Source organism: Pseudomonas sp. fls2-241-R2A-110 (assembly GCF_030209165.1).
GTDB lineage: Bacteria > Pseudomonadota > Gammaproteobacteria > Pseudomonadales > Pseudomonadaceae > Aquipseudomonas.
The window spans coordinates 1-16,812 of sequence record NZ_JARVSN010000016.1 but is presented as its reverse complement, the minus strand read 5'-3'; the positions used below and the strand labels follow the sequence as shown (position 1 = coordinate 16,812).

10 protein-coding genes are annotated in these 16,812 nt (G+C 58.6%); 7 read left to right on the top strand and 3 right to left on the bottom strand.

Going from position 1 to position 16,812, the window contains the following annotated elements; all coding sequences use genetic code 11:
• A partial coding sequence (locus tag QRN31_RS12580; protein ID WP_285432350.1) for a beta strand repeat-containing protein occupies positions 1–3,771 on the top strand: 3,771 nt, incomplete at its 5' end.
• Between the two features lie 149 nt (positions 3,772–3,920).
• On the top strand, positions 3,921–4,259 hold the full coding sequence (locus QRN31_RS12575; RefSeq protein WP_090177231.1) for a tryptophan synthase subunit beta: 339 nt from the start codon (positions 3,921–3,923) through the stop codon (positions 4,257–4,259).
• A gap of 156 nt (positions 4,260–4,415) precedes the next feature.
• Here the strand turns inward: QRN31_RS12575 and lapD are convergent, their stop codons facing one another.
• Positions 4,416–6,362, bottom strand: coding sequence for a cyclic di-GMP receptor LapD (gene lapD, locus QRN31_RS12570; RefSeq protein ID WP_285432348.1), 1,947 nt, complete (start codon positions 6,360–6,362; stop codon positions 4,416–4,418).
• A 14-nt stretch (positions 6,363–6,376) separates the two neighbouring features.
• Positions 6,377–7,069 carry a cysteine protease LapG gene (gene lapG, locus QRN31_RS12565; protein WP_285432346.1) on the bottom strand — a complete coding sequence of 231 codons (693 nt, stop codon included), beginning with the start codon at positions 7,067–7,069 and terminating at the stop codon, positions 6,377–6,379.
• Between the two features lie 220 nt (positions 7,070–7,289).
• Here lapG and QRN31_RS12560 point away from each other — a divergent pair, with 220 nt between their 5' ends.
• From QRN31_RS12560 to QRN31_RS12540, 5 genes are all read left to right on the top strand, one after another.
• Complete coding sequence (locus tag QRN31_RS12560; protein ID WP_285432344.1) at positions 7,290–8,000, top strand: GntR family transcriptional regulator; 711 nt, start codon at positions 7,290–7,292, stop codon at positions 7,998–8,000.
• Positions 8,001–8,750: 750 nt separating this feature from the next.
• Positions 8,751–9,527 (top strand): DUF3050 domain-containing protein, encoded by a 777-nt coding sequence (locus QRN31_RS12555; protein ID WP_285432342.1) that lies wholly within the window; start codon positions 8,751–8,753, stop codon positions 9,525–9,527.
• Positions 9,524–10,453, top strand: coding sequence for a diiron oxygenase (locus QRN31_RS12550; protein WP_285432340.1), 930 nt, complete (start codon positions 9,524–9,526; stop codon positions 10,451–10,453). Before QRN31_RS12555 ends, QRN31_RS12550 begins: the two co-directional genes overlap by 4 nt.
• A 13-nt stretch (positions 10,454–10,466) precedes the next feature.
• Positions 10,467–13,877 (top strand): non-ribosomal peptide synthetase, encoded by a 3,411-nt coding sequence (locus QRN31_RS12545; RefSeq protein ID WP_285432338.1) that lies wholly within the window; start codon positions 10,467–10,469, stop codon positions 13,875–13,877.
• Between the two features lie 27 nt (positions 13,878–13,904).
• Positions 13,905–14,372 (top strand): SRPBCC family protein, encoded by a 468-nt coding sequence (locus QRN31_RS12540; RefSeq protein WP_285432337.1) that lies wholly within the window; start codon positions 13,905–13,907, stop codon positions 14,370–14,372.
• A gap of 144 nt (positions 14,373–14,516) precedes the next feature.
• Here the strand turns inward: QRN31_RS12540 and QRN31_RS12535 are convergent, their stop codons facing one another.
• Positions 14,517–16,397, bottom strand: a complete 1,881-nt coding sequence (locus QRN31_RS12535; protein WP_285432335.1) for a methyl-accepting chemotaxis protein — start codon at positions 16,395–16,397, stop codon at positions 14,517–14,519.
• Positions 16,398–16,812: the final 415 nt, after the last annotated feature.

Here is a 16,812-nt window from a genome sequence, read left to right as displayed (position 1 = left end):
AACCTGGTGAAAGACCCGGCTGCGGCGGTGACCAACGTCACCGACACCCTCGACAAAACCGAAGTAAGCATCACCGGCAGCACCTCAGTGACTGAAGGCCAGACCGCCAGCTACACCGTCAGCCTGACCCACCCGGCGCAGACCGAAGTCACCCTGAAGATCACCTACAGCGGCACCGCGGCCGACGGTTCGGACTTCACCGGTGTGTACACCGTGAAAATTCCGGCCGGCGCCAGCACGGCGAATTTCAACGTCGCGACGCTGGACGACAGGATCACTGAAAGCACCGAAAACTTCGTGGTCAAGATCGACTCGGCCACCGGAGGCAACTTCGAGAACCTGGCGATCAGCGCGACCAATGGCAGCATCAGCACTGCAATCGTCGACAACGATGCGCCGCCGGTGCTCGACCTTGATGCCAACAATTCCAGTGGAGCCACCGGAGCCAATTACAACGTGACCTTCACCGAAGGCACCACCGGCCAGGGTGTGTCAATTGGCGACACCGACCTGAAAATCACCGACCCGGACAGCACCATGCTGACCGGCGCGACCATCGTGCTGACCAACCGTCAGCCGGGTGATGCGCTGAACCTGGGCAACAGCGTCAACGGCATCACCATCAATGCCAACAGCAAGGACGGCACCGTCACGCTGACGTTGTCCGGCAACGCGACGCTGGCCGACTACATGCAGCAGATCAAAAACATCAGCTTCACCAACAGCAGTGAAGACCCGAGCACCGTGCCGCGGATCATCACCGTGACGGTGACCGATGGCAGCAACTACTCCAACACCGCGACCACCACCGTCAACGTGGTGGCGGTGAACGATGCGCCGACCGCCGCACCGGTCAACGTCACCGGGACCGAAGACACTCCACTGATCCTCAGTTGGTCGACTTTCGGCGTCAGCGACGTCGACAGTCCAGCTGCCAGCCTCGGCGTGAAAATCACCGGCCTGCCGGGCGAAGGCAAGTTGCAGTACCTGAACGGTTCGACCTGGGCTGATGTCACTAACAACCAGACCCTGACCAAGGCGGACATCGACGCGGGTAAAGTACGCTTCCTGCCGGATGCCAACGAATCCGGTGCCAATGGTTATGGCGGCACGGGCATGGGCAACAATCTGGCGGACTACGCGCAGATCAAGTTCCAGCCAACCGACGGCTCGGCGCTGGGCGACACCGGCACGATCAAAATCGACATCACCCCTGTGGCCGACGCACCCTCCCTGAGCGTTGCGGACAACAGCGTCAAATCCACCGGGTTGATCAAAGAAGTCTGGACCGGCCTGTCGGGCCTCGGTACCGATGGCAGCGGCGCGTCTTCGGGCACGCTGAAAAGTGTCATTGATGGCGCGGGCACACCGAACTCCAGTGGCACGGTGACCAACGTGCAGTCCGACGGCAGCGTCGCGGCAGGCACGGCGTCGAAAACCTCCGGCCTGATCTACCTCGAAGCCGGCAAGACTTACACCTTTACCGGCACCGGCGATGACAGCCTGCTGGTGACCATCGGCGGCAAGAACGTAGCGGCCATCACGTGGGGCGCGGGCGGCAACCTGAACGGCTCGTTCACCCCGACCACCAGCGGTTACTACACGCTGGATATCTACCACCACAACCAGAGCGGCCCGGGTAACTATGACGTTAACCTGTCGGTCAACGGCGGTGCGGCAATCGACCTGAGCAGTGCCGGCGTGCCGCTGTACACCGGCGTGGCGGATCTGGCCGCTTCCGGCGTCACCGTCTCCGACCTGCACGGTACCAACGGTGAGGGTTACTACGACGGCTACAAACTCAATACTGGCGCCGAAGGCACCAGCGTTCACCTGACCGCGATCAAGACGGCCCTGACTGACACCGACGGCTCCGAAAGCCTGAGCGTGAAGATCAGCGGCATCCCGGCGGGCTCGGTCCTCACCGATAGCGCGGGCCACACGTTCACCGCTACTGCGACCTCCGGCGAAGCCAACGTCACCGGCTGGAACCTGGGCACCCTGACCGTGACACCGCCGTCGTACTACAACGGCCAGTTCAACCTGACGGTGACCTCGACCTCCACCGAGGTCCTGGGCGGTTCGGCGCTGAGCACGGCGACGATCCCGGTCACCGTCTACCCGGCGGTCTACAACGCGATCACCGCCACTGCCGCGAACGACACTGTCACCGGCACTGACGGCAACGACATCATCGTCGCCGACATCGGCGGCCTGACCGTGGTGCCGGGCACCAACTACAACATCGCGTTCATGGTCGACAGTTCGGGCAGCATGAGTTCGTCGTCGATCAGCGCCGCCAAGGACTCGCTGACCTCAGTGTTCAACACGCTCAAGCAAAGCATGGGCGGCAACTCGGGCACGGTGAACATCTTCCTGGTGGACTTCGATACCCAGGTCAACAAATCGGTGGCGGTCAACCTGAACGATCCGAATGCACTGACCCTGCTCAAGTCGGTGCTGGACTCGATGTCCTCCGGCGGCGGTACCAACTACGAGGACGTGTTCAAGACCACGGCCAACTGGTTCCAGAGTGCCGACGCGGTGGCCAACACCGGGGCGAAGAACCTGACCTACTTCATCACCGACGGCCAGCCGACCTATTACCAGAACGGCGAGCAGACCAACCCGACGCTGTTCGGCAACGTGAAGCTCGATGACGTGGTGAAAACCAGCAACTACAAGCCGGGCGATACGTTCTCCACGACCATCGACAGCACGCACATTCTGAACATCAACAGTTCAGGCACAGTGACGCTGCAAACCTACAATTCGTGGTGGGGCTGGAGCTCCAGCAACCTGGGCACCGTTCACGCACAAGGTGACGGCACCTACGAGCTGTCCAGCCTGGCGGGCAGCGGCAACAGCTCCAGCTCGAACACCACCGACAATGCCAATAGCAGCTTCGCGCTGCTAGGCAACCTTTCGAATGTCGAGGCCATCGGCCTGAACAAGGACGTCACCCTCTCCGACCTGAAACCGTACGACACAGACAAGACGCCGCAAACCAACATCGATCCCAAAGACTTGGCCAACTCGATCGTCGGTCACACCGAAGCGACGATGCCGGGCAACGACACCGTCAGCGGTGGCGACGGCAACGACATCCTGTTCGGCGACCTGGTGAGCTTCAACGGCGTTGCCGGCGAGGGTTACCAGGCGATGCAAGCGTTCGTAGCGCAGCAGACCGGTGTCGACGTCAGCAAAGTCACCACCAGCAACGTGCACCAGTTCATCACCGAGCACTACACCGCGTTCGATGTGTCGGGTGCCCATGACGGCAACGACACGCTGTTGGGCGGTGCGGGCAATGACATCCTCTTCGGCTCGGGCGGGAACGACGTGCTCGACGGCGGCAAGGGCAATGACATTTTGCTCGGTGGCTCGGGTAACGATTCGCTGATGGGTGGTCAGGGCAACGACATCCTGATTGGCGGTTCGGGTGCCGACACCTTCGTCTGGAAGGCTGGCGACACCGGGAACGATGTGATCAAGGACTTCAAGGCCAGCGAAGGTGACCGCATCGACCTGCGCGACTTGCTGCAAGGCGAAACCGGCAGCACCATCGACAACTTCCTGAAGATCACCACGGTGGATGGCGTTTCGTCGTTGCAAGTCAGTTCCGGCGGCAAATTCAACTCGGGCGATGCGGCAGCCGCGACGCCGGATGTGACGATCAAACTGGAAGGCAACAACTGGTCCAGTGCCAATATTCACTCGCTGATTGCCGGCAGTGACCCGACCATCAAAGTCGACCACAACAACAGCTGATCCAACGAAAAACGGCCGCCCTTATGGGGCGGCCGTCACGTTTGCGCCTTTCCCCCCGGTGACGATTTCGTCGCCGCACCGCATACTCGTGTTCCAGTTGGCCTATGCTGCTGACAGCATGACGCTGGTCCATTTCTGAGGGATGCTCAATGTTCTACGTGCAACGCGATGCGCAGGGTCAGTTAGTGCGCGTGGAAGCCGCGGCCTACGCCGAGGCCACGGAAACGCTGCCGGCTGATAATCACGAGATTCAGGCCTGGTACGCCAACGAGGTGATGGAAACCAGCCTCAAACAACTAAAACAGAGCGACCTGGAGATGATCCGGGTACTCGACGACTTGATCCAGGTGCTGACCAGCAAAGGCGTGATCCGCGTCACCGACCTGCCGGCCGCCGCGCAGGCCAAGCTGATGGACCGGACCCAGGCCCGTGAGGCGTTGGGTGGGTTGAGTCATTTGATTGATGATGAAGAGACGGGGCTTATCTGAGATCCCAGGCTCATTGGTGACTGCACTGACGCCATCGCGGGCAAGCCCGCTCCCACTGGATTTTGGGTTGGTCCGAATTTAGTGGCCAACACAGATCCACTGTGGGAGCGGGCTTGCCCGCGATGACGTACTAACTCACCACCTAGCTATAAAAATTTACTGCCAAGGCTTCGGCTCACCAAACAACTGCCCCTGAACCCCATACAGCCCCATTTCCCGAATCACCAACAACTCCCCTTCGGTCTCTACCCGTTCGGCAATCAATGGCAGATCAATGCTGTGCGCCGCGCGCTGAATCGCTTCGATGAACAAGCGCTTGTCACTCTCCTGATCAATTGCGCGGATGTAACTGCCATCGATCTTCAAGTACGCCAGGCCCAGCCGCGCCAGGTTGCCAATCATGCTGAAGCGCCCGCCAAAACGTTGCAGGCTCAATGAGAACCCAAGTTCACGCAGACGCCGCGTCAGATCTTCCAGCATCGCTTGCTCTGGCAGTTGCTCCTCGCCGATTTCCAGGGTCAGTCGCGGACCAAGATCGGAGTGAATACGTAAAATCTCGAAGATTTTGCTCAACGCCTGCGGGTCGGCCAACGTCGCCGAAGACAAGTTCAGCGCCAGCGACTGTTCATGCTCGGCCATTTGCTCAAGCACCAGCTCCAACATCAGCCGATCCAGCCGCGCAGTCCAGCCAAAACGCTCCAGCCACGGCAGGAAGCGTCCAGCGGGAATGGTCTGGCCCTCGGCGTCGATCAACCGCGACAACACCTTGTAATGCAGCACCAGTTGCGTGTCCTGGCTGGCCACCACTGGTTGGAAATACAATTGGAAACGGTGATGATTCAACGCCTGATCCAGCAAAGTGTGCCAGGCGTGATGGTCATCACCGACACTGGCCGAAGCACTGTGATCAAGACACGCCCAGCTCTGCTCACCTTGCCCTTCGGCTTGGGCCAATGCTTGATCTCCCAGGCTCAACACGGCTTGAGGCGAGTCGCCATGAACAAACGGGGCGAGCCCGATCGAGGCCACCGAAGCCACGTCGGTGGCGCCCGTCGCATGCAGGCTCGCCAAGGCGCTGTCGAGGTTCTGCGCCAGTTGCAGGGCTTCTTCGCGCACCAGACCTGGCGCCAGCACGGCAAATTCGCCACCACGGATTCGCGTGACAAGGTTCTGCGTTTCAGGGTACTTGGCGCACTCGCGGGACAGCTGCTCGCCCACCGCTTGCAACAATTGATCGGTGCGCTGACCACCCAGCCGCTGGTTCAAACCAGCCAGGTCCTTGACCCGCAACAGCAGCAGATAACCGGAACTTGCCTGCTCCGTGTTACTGACCCGGGCATTCAACTGCATCTCGAAATAACGCCGGTTGGCCAGGCCCGTGAGGTTGTCCTGATAGGACTCGACACGCAATTTTTCACTGCGTTCGGCCTGTTCCTGGAACAGCGCCTTGAGCTTTTCGACCATCTGATTCATGGCTTGCACCACACGTCGCAACTCAGGCGTGCGTGGCAGCTCCGGCAGACTGAGGAATTCGCGGCGGGCGATGGCGTGGGATTGCTTGACCATGTAATCCAGCGGCTTGAGTTGTCGACGCAGCAGCAACGCACCCAATACCGCGCTCACAGCACCGCACATCAGCAACCAGCCGAGGCTGCCCAACGCGCTCTGCCACAGTTTGGCCAACGCGAACATCGGGTGGCTGACCACCTCGACCCGCGCCGCCTGTTCCCAGCCACGGCTGACAATCGCATCGCCACCGGCCGCCTCCAGGCCGATCATTTTGACGAACCAGTCCGGCACATTGTTGACCGCCGGAATGCCACTGCGCTCGACGATGGTTTTGTCGTTGGACAAATCGACCACACGGATGCTCGCGTAATAGCCGCTGTCGAAGATCGAACTGACCAACAACTCGACCATCGCCGGGTCATCGATGTTCGGCGTCAGGGACAACGCCAACGCCGTCGCAGCATCCTGGGCGTGGGAGCGCAACTGGTTGACGTATTGGGTACGCGAGCTTTCGAGGCTGACCATGAAGCTACCGGTGAAGGCGACCACCAGGAATAGACAGATAGCGATCAACAGCTGTTTGAACAAAGACATCTGAGCGCATGCTCCTAGTTAGTCGTCTCGACCGGGAAACCTTCGGCCTGCATTTTCTTCAGTACGTCCTGCCAACGAGACAGGCGTTTCGTATCACCGACCTTTTTGTTGCCCTTGGCACCCGGCAGCCACAATCCTTCGGCATTGAAAGAGTAGACCGGCAGCAAATCGGTTCGCTGGTTGGCCGGCTTGATCGCGTCAATCAAGCTGTCGAGCACCAGCGGCATGGCTTCGGGGCTCGAGTAATAGGTCAATACCATGTGCGCCCGGTTCAAGCGCAACGCCTTGACGTAGGTGATGCGCAGCTTGTCGCTGGAAACACCGAGATGGCGCAGGCTGAAATACTTGGCAATGGCGTAGTCTTCGCAGTCGCCGGCGCCTTTCCACAAGGCTTCGATGGGAGTTTCCCAATAGTCGACCTGGTGCCACAGATCGATGTCCTCAACGTAACGCACCTGTTTATTGAAGAACTGGTTGACCACGTTGAGCTGCTCCAGCTCATTGACCTGCTTTTGCGTCGCCAGCAAATGCTGCCAGGCGTCAATGCGCTGCTGACCTTCGCCCAAGGGCCCGTACAATGCCTGCGCGCGACGGCTGATCAGCGAAAAATCCCAGTCGGCATGCAAACCGCCCAGCATGACGCCGGCCAGCAGCAAGGCGCAGCATAGCCAGCGCAAGGTCCGAGGGATCGCGAAATGTACCGCCAATGCGAGGCATCCAGATCAGGCAGATGGAATTCGTTTGATGGTGAAGGTTAGCCCGGTAAAAGACAATGGCACGGTGCAATCACTGGTGACGCGCTAAACTTTGAATGGCGAATGACATAATAAGTGGCAGGCTACGATCCCCGGATCGTTTGACAACCTGACAAGCAGTCACTAGTGTCCATTTGGATCCAAATATTTCAGTCAAACAGGGTGCGTAGTAGTGACACAGAAGCCCAACCCGCTCAGCAGTATCAAGGTCAACGGGCCGATTCCCGCTCATCTGGCACGCTCGGTGATCGAAGAAACCCTGCGTTCGGCCATTCTCGACGGTCGCATTCCGTGCGGTACTGCGTTGCGCCAGCAAGACCTGGCCGACCTGTTCGGCGTCAGCCGCATGCCGGTGCGTGAAGCCTTGCGCCAACTCGAAGCCCAATCGTTGCTCAATGTCATCGCGCATAAAGGTGCCGTCGTCGCGCCGCTGGTTCAGGGTGACGCCGTCGAGACTTATGCGTTGCGGATTCTGTTGGAATCCGAAGCCCTGCGGTTGTCGATTCCCTTACTCGACGCCAAGGATTTCGAAGAGGCTGCGCGTTATATCGATAGCCTCGAGACAGAAAATGACTACACCGAAATCGGTCGGCTCAATCGCCTCTTCCACATGGCGCTTTACAGCAAGGCGCCTAACCGCCGTCTGTTGAGACTGGTCGAAGACGGTTTGAACGAGGAAGAGCGTTTCCTGCGCTTTAACCTGGAAGCCATGGGCCTGGGCAAACTGTCCCAGGAAGATCACCGAGCGCTGTTATCGGCCGTCGAAAATCGTGACATCGACCGCGCGGTAAAGCTGCTCGAACATCACCTCAATCGCGGTGTGGAGGTCATCACGCGTTACCTCAACAGCCCCGAGGCGCAGAGCAGGAAAACCAACCGCTAATCGCAGCGGTCAATGAAACGGGTGGCATCCCGGCCCTTGTTTCATTGACCGCCATTCAACCTGATGAATCCGCGACAAATCCTCTTACACATCCTCCGGCGTCCTGCCGAACCGCTTTAACGACCGCACTTCCCGTGGCCAAGGCCCTTTCGCCGAACGACTTCCCCCCGCCCCATTCATTGCACCGGTTTATGACAACCCGGTGATAGCGGCTGCCTTGATTTACGCTCACTCTTGGGCTGCCAATAAATAAAGAACGGGCGACGCTCCGCATCCCGCGAAGCAGTCCCCGCACCAAGAACCTACGGAAGGAGTCTTGTCACGGGAAAGGAAGAACCGGCGTTAATCCCAGCCAACTTCCACCCCCCTACATCATCTAAACGACACCTTTAGAAAGTTGCTTCGAGTGAGGCATTCACTCTTTACCTGAATTTTGATTGCTATTAGTCGAAAGGAGCAACTACGCCCAAATAAAACAACTAACAAATGTTTTATCGGGGCTTATCGCGCGCAAGAAACTATAACTTTCAAATAATATAAAAATAACTTGCCGGGAACTTTATTCCTGTATTAGTTTTTCTCCGCCGCCTCTGAATACGGTGGTTCAAAGCCGCTACCTGGCGCTCTACGTTCAACGCAAACTCATCAATTAATTTGAGGCATTCGCTCGCCAACAGAAAACGTTAAACGACTTTCACTTATTGATCTACGCGCCCATATCGGCATTTCAAATCACCTATAGGTTCGCTCATGAAAACGCATAAAGAACGTCTAAACCAAAAGAAAGCAGAACTTAGTGCGCACCCGATTTTCGCTGAAATACATTCACTGTCGGTACTTCAACGTTTCATGGAAACCCATGTCTTTGCAGTGTGGGATTTCATGTCGCTGACCAAACGTCTGCAACAGGAATTGACCTGCGTTCAACTGCCCTGGTTGCCGCCGCGAGACCCGCAGGCTGCGCGCCTGATCAACGAGATTGTGCTCGGTGAAGAGTCCGATGATCGTCCGGCCCAAGGTCATTACAGCCATTTCGAGTTGTACCTGGATGCAATGCGCGAAGTCGGTGCCAGCACGGTCGCGGTCGAACGGTTTGTGGCGTTGCAACAAGAAGGTGTGAGTTACGACGTGGCGTTGCAAAGCGTTGATGTTGATCCGGCGGCTGCGCAGTTCGTGCGCCACACCTTGCACACCGCGCTGCATGCACCTGGGCATAGCGTGGCGGCCGCGTTTCTGCACGGTCGCGAGAGTGTCATTCCGCAGATGTTCCAACGGATTCTGGATGACTGGGGCATCGGCATCGAGCAAGCGCCGACCTTCCGTTACTACCTGGAACGGCACATCGAGGTCGATTCCGAAGACCACGGCCCTGCCGCGGAAAAGCTGCTGGCACGACTGGTCGATGGTGATCCGCAACGCGAAGCCGATGTCTACGCCAGCGCGATTGCCGCCGTAGAAAGCCGCATCGCCCTATGGGACGGCTTGCGCCAGAGCATGAGCGAACCGGTTGCCGAGGTGAACGCATGAACGCCGCCGACTACCAATCCTTCGCCGACGCCTGGGAGAGCCGCGCGACCATCCGCACCCGTCCCCGGCGCGTGCTGGAGAACGATGACAAGTTGATCTATCCCTTGAGTCGCCAACCGCTGGTGCTGAGCGAAACCTTCCTGCGCGAATGCCCGGAACAACGCGACTTCGCACTGGTGCAGACGCTGTACAAATTCATCAACGACGTGGTGATTTTCGAGACCGAGATCGTCGACAAGACCGCGCGTAGCATCGCCAAAAACCGCTTCGCCGTAACGTTCCCGTTTGCCTGTCGCTATGACGCCATGACCGTGGTGGTAGACGAGGATTACCACGCGCTCGTGGCCATGGATTTCATGCAACAGACCGTCGCCATGACCGGCATCACGCCGATCGAGCTGCCGGATGAAATCGAATTGAGCCGAGCCATACCGGCGGCCGTGGCCCTTGCACCGGAGCACCTGCGCAGTGCCGTTGAACTGATTTGCGTGGCCATCGCCGAGAACACCGTGACCGGCGATGTCGCGGCGTTCGCCAAGGACGACACGGTCAAGCAATCGATCAAAGGCCTGATGGCCGACCACTTGCTCGACGAAGGTCGCCACTCCGGATTCTGGTCGCGGATGGTGCGCATCTACTGGCACACCGCGAGCGAAGACGACCGCCAACGTATCGCGCAGATTCTGCCGGTGTTCATCGCGCATTACCTGACCAACGACATCCAGAAATCCTTCGATTTTCGTCTGATCGACTCCTTGCAGATCAGCGATGCCACGCGTCGTGCACTCAAGAGCGAAGTCTCGGGGCTGGCCTTCCCGATCAATCGCCATCACCCGCTGGTCGCCAACATCGTGCGGTTTTTCCGCAGCAGTTCGCTGCTCGATTCGCCGTGCGTCCAAGACGCCCTCAGCGACTACCTGGTTTAACGAGGAGAACATCATGAGACGTCTCGACATTCTGCTCATTGGGCAAAGCCAGGCCTTGACCGACCTGGCGCTGGAACTTGAACAACAGGGTCATTTGCTGGTGCGGCGTGAGGCGTTCGAAGAGGCGCCGCCGTTTGATTTGCTGATCGACGATGCCAGCCAGGCGTTTTCAGTCTTGGGCGATGCGCCCCGTCTCACCCTGCAAATGGGCGTCGACAAGCCAGACGTCACTGGGCTCGCGCCGATGGACTTGCTGTGCATGCACGCAGGCAGGCTGTTCACTCGTGTGCCGATTGCCGATGAGCCGTCGGGAAACGGCCAGGCATTGCGCCTCAGAGCGGTGGCGGACCTGGTGGATCATGTCGCGCTGCTGGTCAGTCGGTTCTCCCGTGACGCCGAGTATTTTGTGCAGGCCGAACCGGTCTCATCCGCTCACTACGAGAGTGTGGAAAACCTGCTGTTTCTAGAGCACCTGGCCTTCGTCCATCAATTCAACAACACCGCTCAACCCGGGCTGCTGCAACTCGCCCGGATCCCGATGATCGAGCGCCTCGAGCAACGCTTCATCGAGTCACCCGAACGACCTGCACTGAACATCGCCGGCACGTCCTTGAGCTATCGGCAATTGCACGCCCACAGTCGCGCGATCCAGCAGCGATTGCTGCCGTTGCTCACTCAACATCAAGGGCCGTTGGTCATCGGGATTTGCCTGCCCAAATGCACAGCGTTGTATGCGGGGATTCTGGCGATTCTGGGCAGCGGTGCGGTGTATTTGCCGTTGGAGCCAAGCCATCCACTGCAACGTCAGCAGTACATTCTTTCAAACGCCGGGGCCGTGTTGTTGCTGCACGACGGCCAACATCCACTGGCCGATGAAATGCCAGCGCTGGACATCAGCCAAATCGAAGCTGATGACGTCGATCTCGGCCAATCCTTGATGCGCCAGCGACCTGATCTCGATGCACCGTGCATGGCGCTTTATACGTCGGGCACCACCGGACATCCCAAAGGCGTGTTGCTCAGCCAGGCCAACCTCGCGCACTTCACCGCGTGGTACGCCGACTATGTGCAACTGACTGAACAAAGCCGGGCGCTGCAGTTTTCATCGCTGAGTTTCGACTCGTCGCTGATCGATATTTTCCCGACCTTGCTTCAGGGCGCCGAACTGATCGTGCCCAGCGATGATCAGCGCCGCGATCCCTTGCAACTGGTTGAACTGATCCGTCATCAACAGCTGAGCCATGCGTTCCTGCCGCCGGCACTGCTGAGCATTCTGCCGCTGGAGCAGCTGCAGGTCCTGGATCATGTGATGACCGGTGGCGATGTCTGCGAGCCCTATGTCATCGAGCAACTCACCCGCCAGGGCAACCTCTACAACCTCTATGGTCCGACCGAAGCGACGGTGCTGATCACGGCTCGACAGCTGCGCAATGGCGACAGCAACCGCACTCTTGGCGCACCGATTGCCAACAGTCAGGTGCTGATTCTGGATGAGGGTTTGCAACCCGTGACCGAGCAGACTGTCGGCGAGTTGTACATCGTCGGGCCGGGGGTTTGTCTGGGTTACCTGAACAACCCGCAGCAGACCGCCGAGCGCTATCTGAACCTGACCCTGCCCCACGGCCAGACCCTGCGCGCCTACCGTACCGGCGACATGGCGAAGTGGACCCCTGACGGCATCGAGCTGTGTGGACGACGGGACAACCAGGTAAAGATTCGCGGCTTTCGGGTCGAGCCGGAGGAGATCGAGCGTTGCCTGCGCGACAGTCAGTTGTACCGCCAAGTGGCTGTGGTCATCGACAGCCAGCGGCGCATTCTGGCGTTCCTGGCGCAGCCACAGGAGGAGCAACCCGGCGCTGCTCGCGAAGCCTTGAGGGCTCACGCGATGCAGTTTTTGCCAGACTACATGCAGCCCGGCGCCTGGACCGAACTGACCAGCATGCCGTTCGCCAGCAATGGCAAGGTCGATCGTAAGGCGCTACTGACCCTGCCGGTGAATGTTTGCGAAAACACGGTGCGACGCCTCCCGGCCAGCGCCGATGAAGCACTCTTGCTTGAGATTTGGGCCGAGTTGCTGGAGCTGCCACCCAGCGATATTTCGACCGACGAAAGCTTCTTCAATCTGGGAGGCCACTCGATTCTGTTGTCGCGGATGCTGCTGCGATTGCGTGAGGAATTCGGTCGCAGTATCTCGATCAACCGCTTTATCGAATTACCGACCATTGCGAAACTGGCAACCCTGGTCCGTGGCTCAGGCACCGAGGAAGTGCTGAGTGCGCAGGCGCTGGCAGATGCCTTCCGTGAGCTGGATATTCAGCCGCTGCCAATCAGCCGCATGGGCGATGTGCACAAGGTGATCGTCACGGGTGCCAACAGCTTTGTCGGCGTGCATATCGTCGAGGCGTTGTTGGCGTGGGGCGTCAGTGAAGTGGCGTGTCTGGTGCGTGATGGCGACGGGCAATCGGCAGCTGAACGTTTCGCTCATGCGTTGCGCGAAAACCGTCTGGAGCATCTGGACCTGAGTCGGGTACAGGTTCATGCGGCGGACATTACGCGTCCGTCACTGGGGCTCGCACCGGCCATTTACGAGCGTTTGGATCGGGAGTTCGGCGCGTTGGTGCACAACGCCGCCAACGTCAATCACGTGCTCGATTACGAGTCGCTGGCGCGAGATAACGTTGAGCCGATTTTCGAGTGCCTGCGCCTATGTGAAGGGCGCAGCAAGAAGATCTTCAACTTCGTCTCCACGCTGTCGGCCTCGAGCACGATTGCCGACGATGGTCGGGTTTTGGAATTGCCCGCCGCACAGACCCCGCCGATCTACATCAAGAACGGCTACAACCTGTCGAAATGGGTCGGTGAGCGAATCCTTGAACGAGCGCGCGAGCGCGGGGTGCGGGTCAATCTTTACCGTCCGGGAAACATCAGTTTCAACAGCCTCACCGGCGTTTGTCAGCCGCACAAAAACCGCTTGATGCTGATGCTCAAGGGATCGATTCAACTCGGTCAGGTGCCGGAGTTCGCGCTGAATTTCGACCTGATGCCGGTGGACTTTCTGGCCCGGTTCATCGCCTTCCATGCCAGCCGCTATCAGCCCGAAAAAGCCGTGTTCAACCTGCATAACCCCGAGCCTCTGAGCTGGGACGACTACGTTGCGTCATTCCGTGACGCCGGCCGGGAATTCGCCATGGTTAGTGTCGCTGACTGGCAGCAGCAACTCGGTCGGGTCGACAGCGACAACGCGCTGTTCGGCGTGCTCGGGTTCTACCTCAACGGCTTCGAGGAAGACATCGGCGACATCTCGATGATCGGCCACGACAACGCCCAGGCTGGCGTTCGGCAGATGGGCGCGCATTACCCGGAAAAATCCCCGGCGTTGCTGCGCCGTGGCTGCGACTACCTCAAAGAAATCAACTTCATCTGATTCATTAAAACCCAATGGAGCAAGACCATGAGCACTCTGCAACCCGATACCCTGATCAAAAACCCTCACGGCTGCCACGTCGTATCTTCTGTGGAGGTACCGACGGATGCCGCACAAGCCTGGGCGGTGGTCGGTAACTTTGCCGGCTTCGACAAATTCATTCCGGCGCTCTCGCATATCGAGATGACGGGAGAAGGCGTGTCGTCGCTGCGCAAGAAATTTTTCAAGGACGGCAACCTGGTGGTCGAGCAGCTGAATTCGCGCGATGACCAAGCGCTGAGCATGACGTGGACCACGATCTACAACACGTTGGGCGTGGCCAATTTGTGGGCGGCGATGAGTGTAGAACCGCTGGGTGCGGGCAAGTCGCGGGCGACCTGGACGATCATTGCCGAACCGGCGCAGGGCGGCGCCGAGGCTTTGCCGGGATTCAAGGATTTTGTGCAGGGGTTTGCCGATGACGCGATGAATAATGTGTTGAAGCTATTTGCGTAGGGCTTTCGTTTGGCGGTGATTGAACTACCGCCATCGCAGGCAATCCCGCTCCCACATTTAGACCGCATTTCATTTGAGGAAACGCGATCAACCTGTAGGAGCGGGCTTGCCCGCGATGAACGATAACTCGGCGGGCCTGAACTGTTAGATCTTGAAGCTATCCACCAACTGCTTCAACCGGTTCGCCTGCAACGACAATGCATCGCAATCCTTCAATGTTTCATTGAGGTTCGCCACGCTCTGCTGGTTCAGCAGGTTGATCTGATTAACGTCAACGTTGAGGGTTTCCACTACTGCCGTCTGTTCTTCGGTCGCGGCTGCTACCGACTGGTTCATCCCGTCGATTTCGCCTATGCGCTGGGTAACACTCACCAGTCGCAGGCCGGCCTGATTCGCCACCTCGACAGTCTCTTCGCTGGAGACCTGGCTCGCATTCATGGTCGTCACCGCTTCGCGGGAACCGATCTGCAGCGAGGTGATCATCTTGTGGATCTCTTCCGCCGATTCCTGCGTGCGATGTGCCAGGTTGCGCACTTCGTCCGCCACCACCGCAAAACCGCGACCGGCTTCACCCGCTCGGGCTGCTTCGATGGCCGCGTTGAGTGCCAGCAAATTGGTCTGCTGGGAGATGCCTTTGATCACATCCAGAATGTGCCCGATGTTATCGGTGCTGGCATTCAGGGTTTCGATCTGGGTGCAGGACAGGCTGATTTTCTGCGACAGCTCGGTCATGGCCAGAATGGTTTTTTCCACCACCTGACGACCGTCATCGGCCTGCTCGCTTGCGCCGCTGGCGTGCTGCGAAGCGTCCGCGGCGTTACGGGCAATTTCCTGAGTAGCGGCGCCTAACTGATTAATTGCGGCGGCCACGCTGTTGGTGCGGGCACTTTGCTCATCGGAGCCGACGATTGAGGCGTTGGACGATGCCATTACACGCTGGGACAGGTCATGAACCTGACGAGTCGCCGAGGACACTTCGGAAATCGAGGCGTGAATCCTCTCTACGAACTGATTGAAAGAACTGCCCAATTCACCGAACTCATCTTTGCTTTCCACGGACAGACGACGGGTCAAGTCGCCCTCGCCCTGGGCGATGTCCTGCATCGCGCGGCTCATGGTAGTCAACGGACGCATCAGCACATTGATCAGCAGGCTCAGGAGCACTGCAATAACGCTGACGGCGATAAACATCGCGATCAAGGCGGAGGTGCGGAATTGACTCAGCGGTGCGTAGGCCTTGTCCTTATCGATCGACAGACCGATGTACCACTCGGCATTTGGCAAACCGCTGACCGGCGTGAACGAGAGGATTCGGTCCTGCTTGTTCAGAGTGACTTCCTGATTGCCCTTCTCGATGCGCACACCGGCGTTCGAATAGATGTCCTTCAGGTTTTTCATCACCTGGTCTTTGTCCGGGCTGACGATGACCTGTCCGTCGGCGCTGACCAGGAACGCATGACCGATACCACCGAAGTCCACCGAATTGATGATCTTCACCAGGGTTTCCAGGCTCAGGTCACCACCGACCACGCCGAGCAATTCTCCATTCTTCTTCACCGGCATGGCGATGGTGACCACCAGGCCGCCAACAGCTGCCATATAGGGCGGAGTCAACATGGTCTTGTCGGCAGCTACAGCTTGTTTATACCAAGGACGCTGACGCGGATCGTAACCGTCCGGCATCTTCGCATCGGGGCGCTGAGTGAATACACCATTGGCCTGGCCAACGTAGGTGAACTGGAAGTTGGAAGTGAAAGCCGGTTGATCGACCAGACCCGGAAGGTCGGCGTTGGCGCCTTGATGAGCAACGTTTTGCGCGAGGTTTTCCAAGACCAGCACACGCCCACTCATCCAGTTCTGCACGCTGCTGGCAGTCAGGTCGCCGGCTTGCTGGACGGACGATTCGAGGTTCTGCCGGATCGTGTTTCGCTGCAGATAGTCGTTGTACAAAGTGAACAACGCAAACGCCAGCACCACGACGCCAGAAGCGGCCAGAAGGATTTTATGGCTGAATTTGAGATTCATTTCATGGGACTTCTATGCAAAAAGTGGGGATGCGTTCCAGGTGCAACATTCCATGTAACAGCGCAGACGGCGCCTTTCGACCGCTCTACTTTGGTGCGCGCATGTCTCATCAGTCTTTCGGCACAGAACCGGGAATACTTAGCTGTATGAAACAAATGACCAGTATTCCCGCCGAACGGCGTGCTAGAACACCGCAGGCGTAACCGCTGGCATTTGAAGGGGTCGAGGACAGTTCTGGTGCCACAAGGTGTTGGCTCGCAGAGTTCCTGAGTGTGGAAAGGGTAGGCGGGGTCAGCGTTTTTATGGACGCCAGAAAGACAAAACCCCTGTCTGCGTTAGCAAACAGGGGTTTTGGAATTGATCTTGACGATGACCTACTCTCACATGGGGAAACCCCACACTACCATCGGCGATG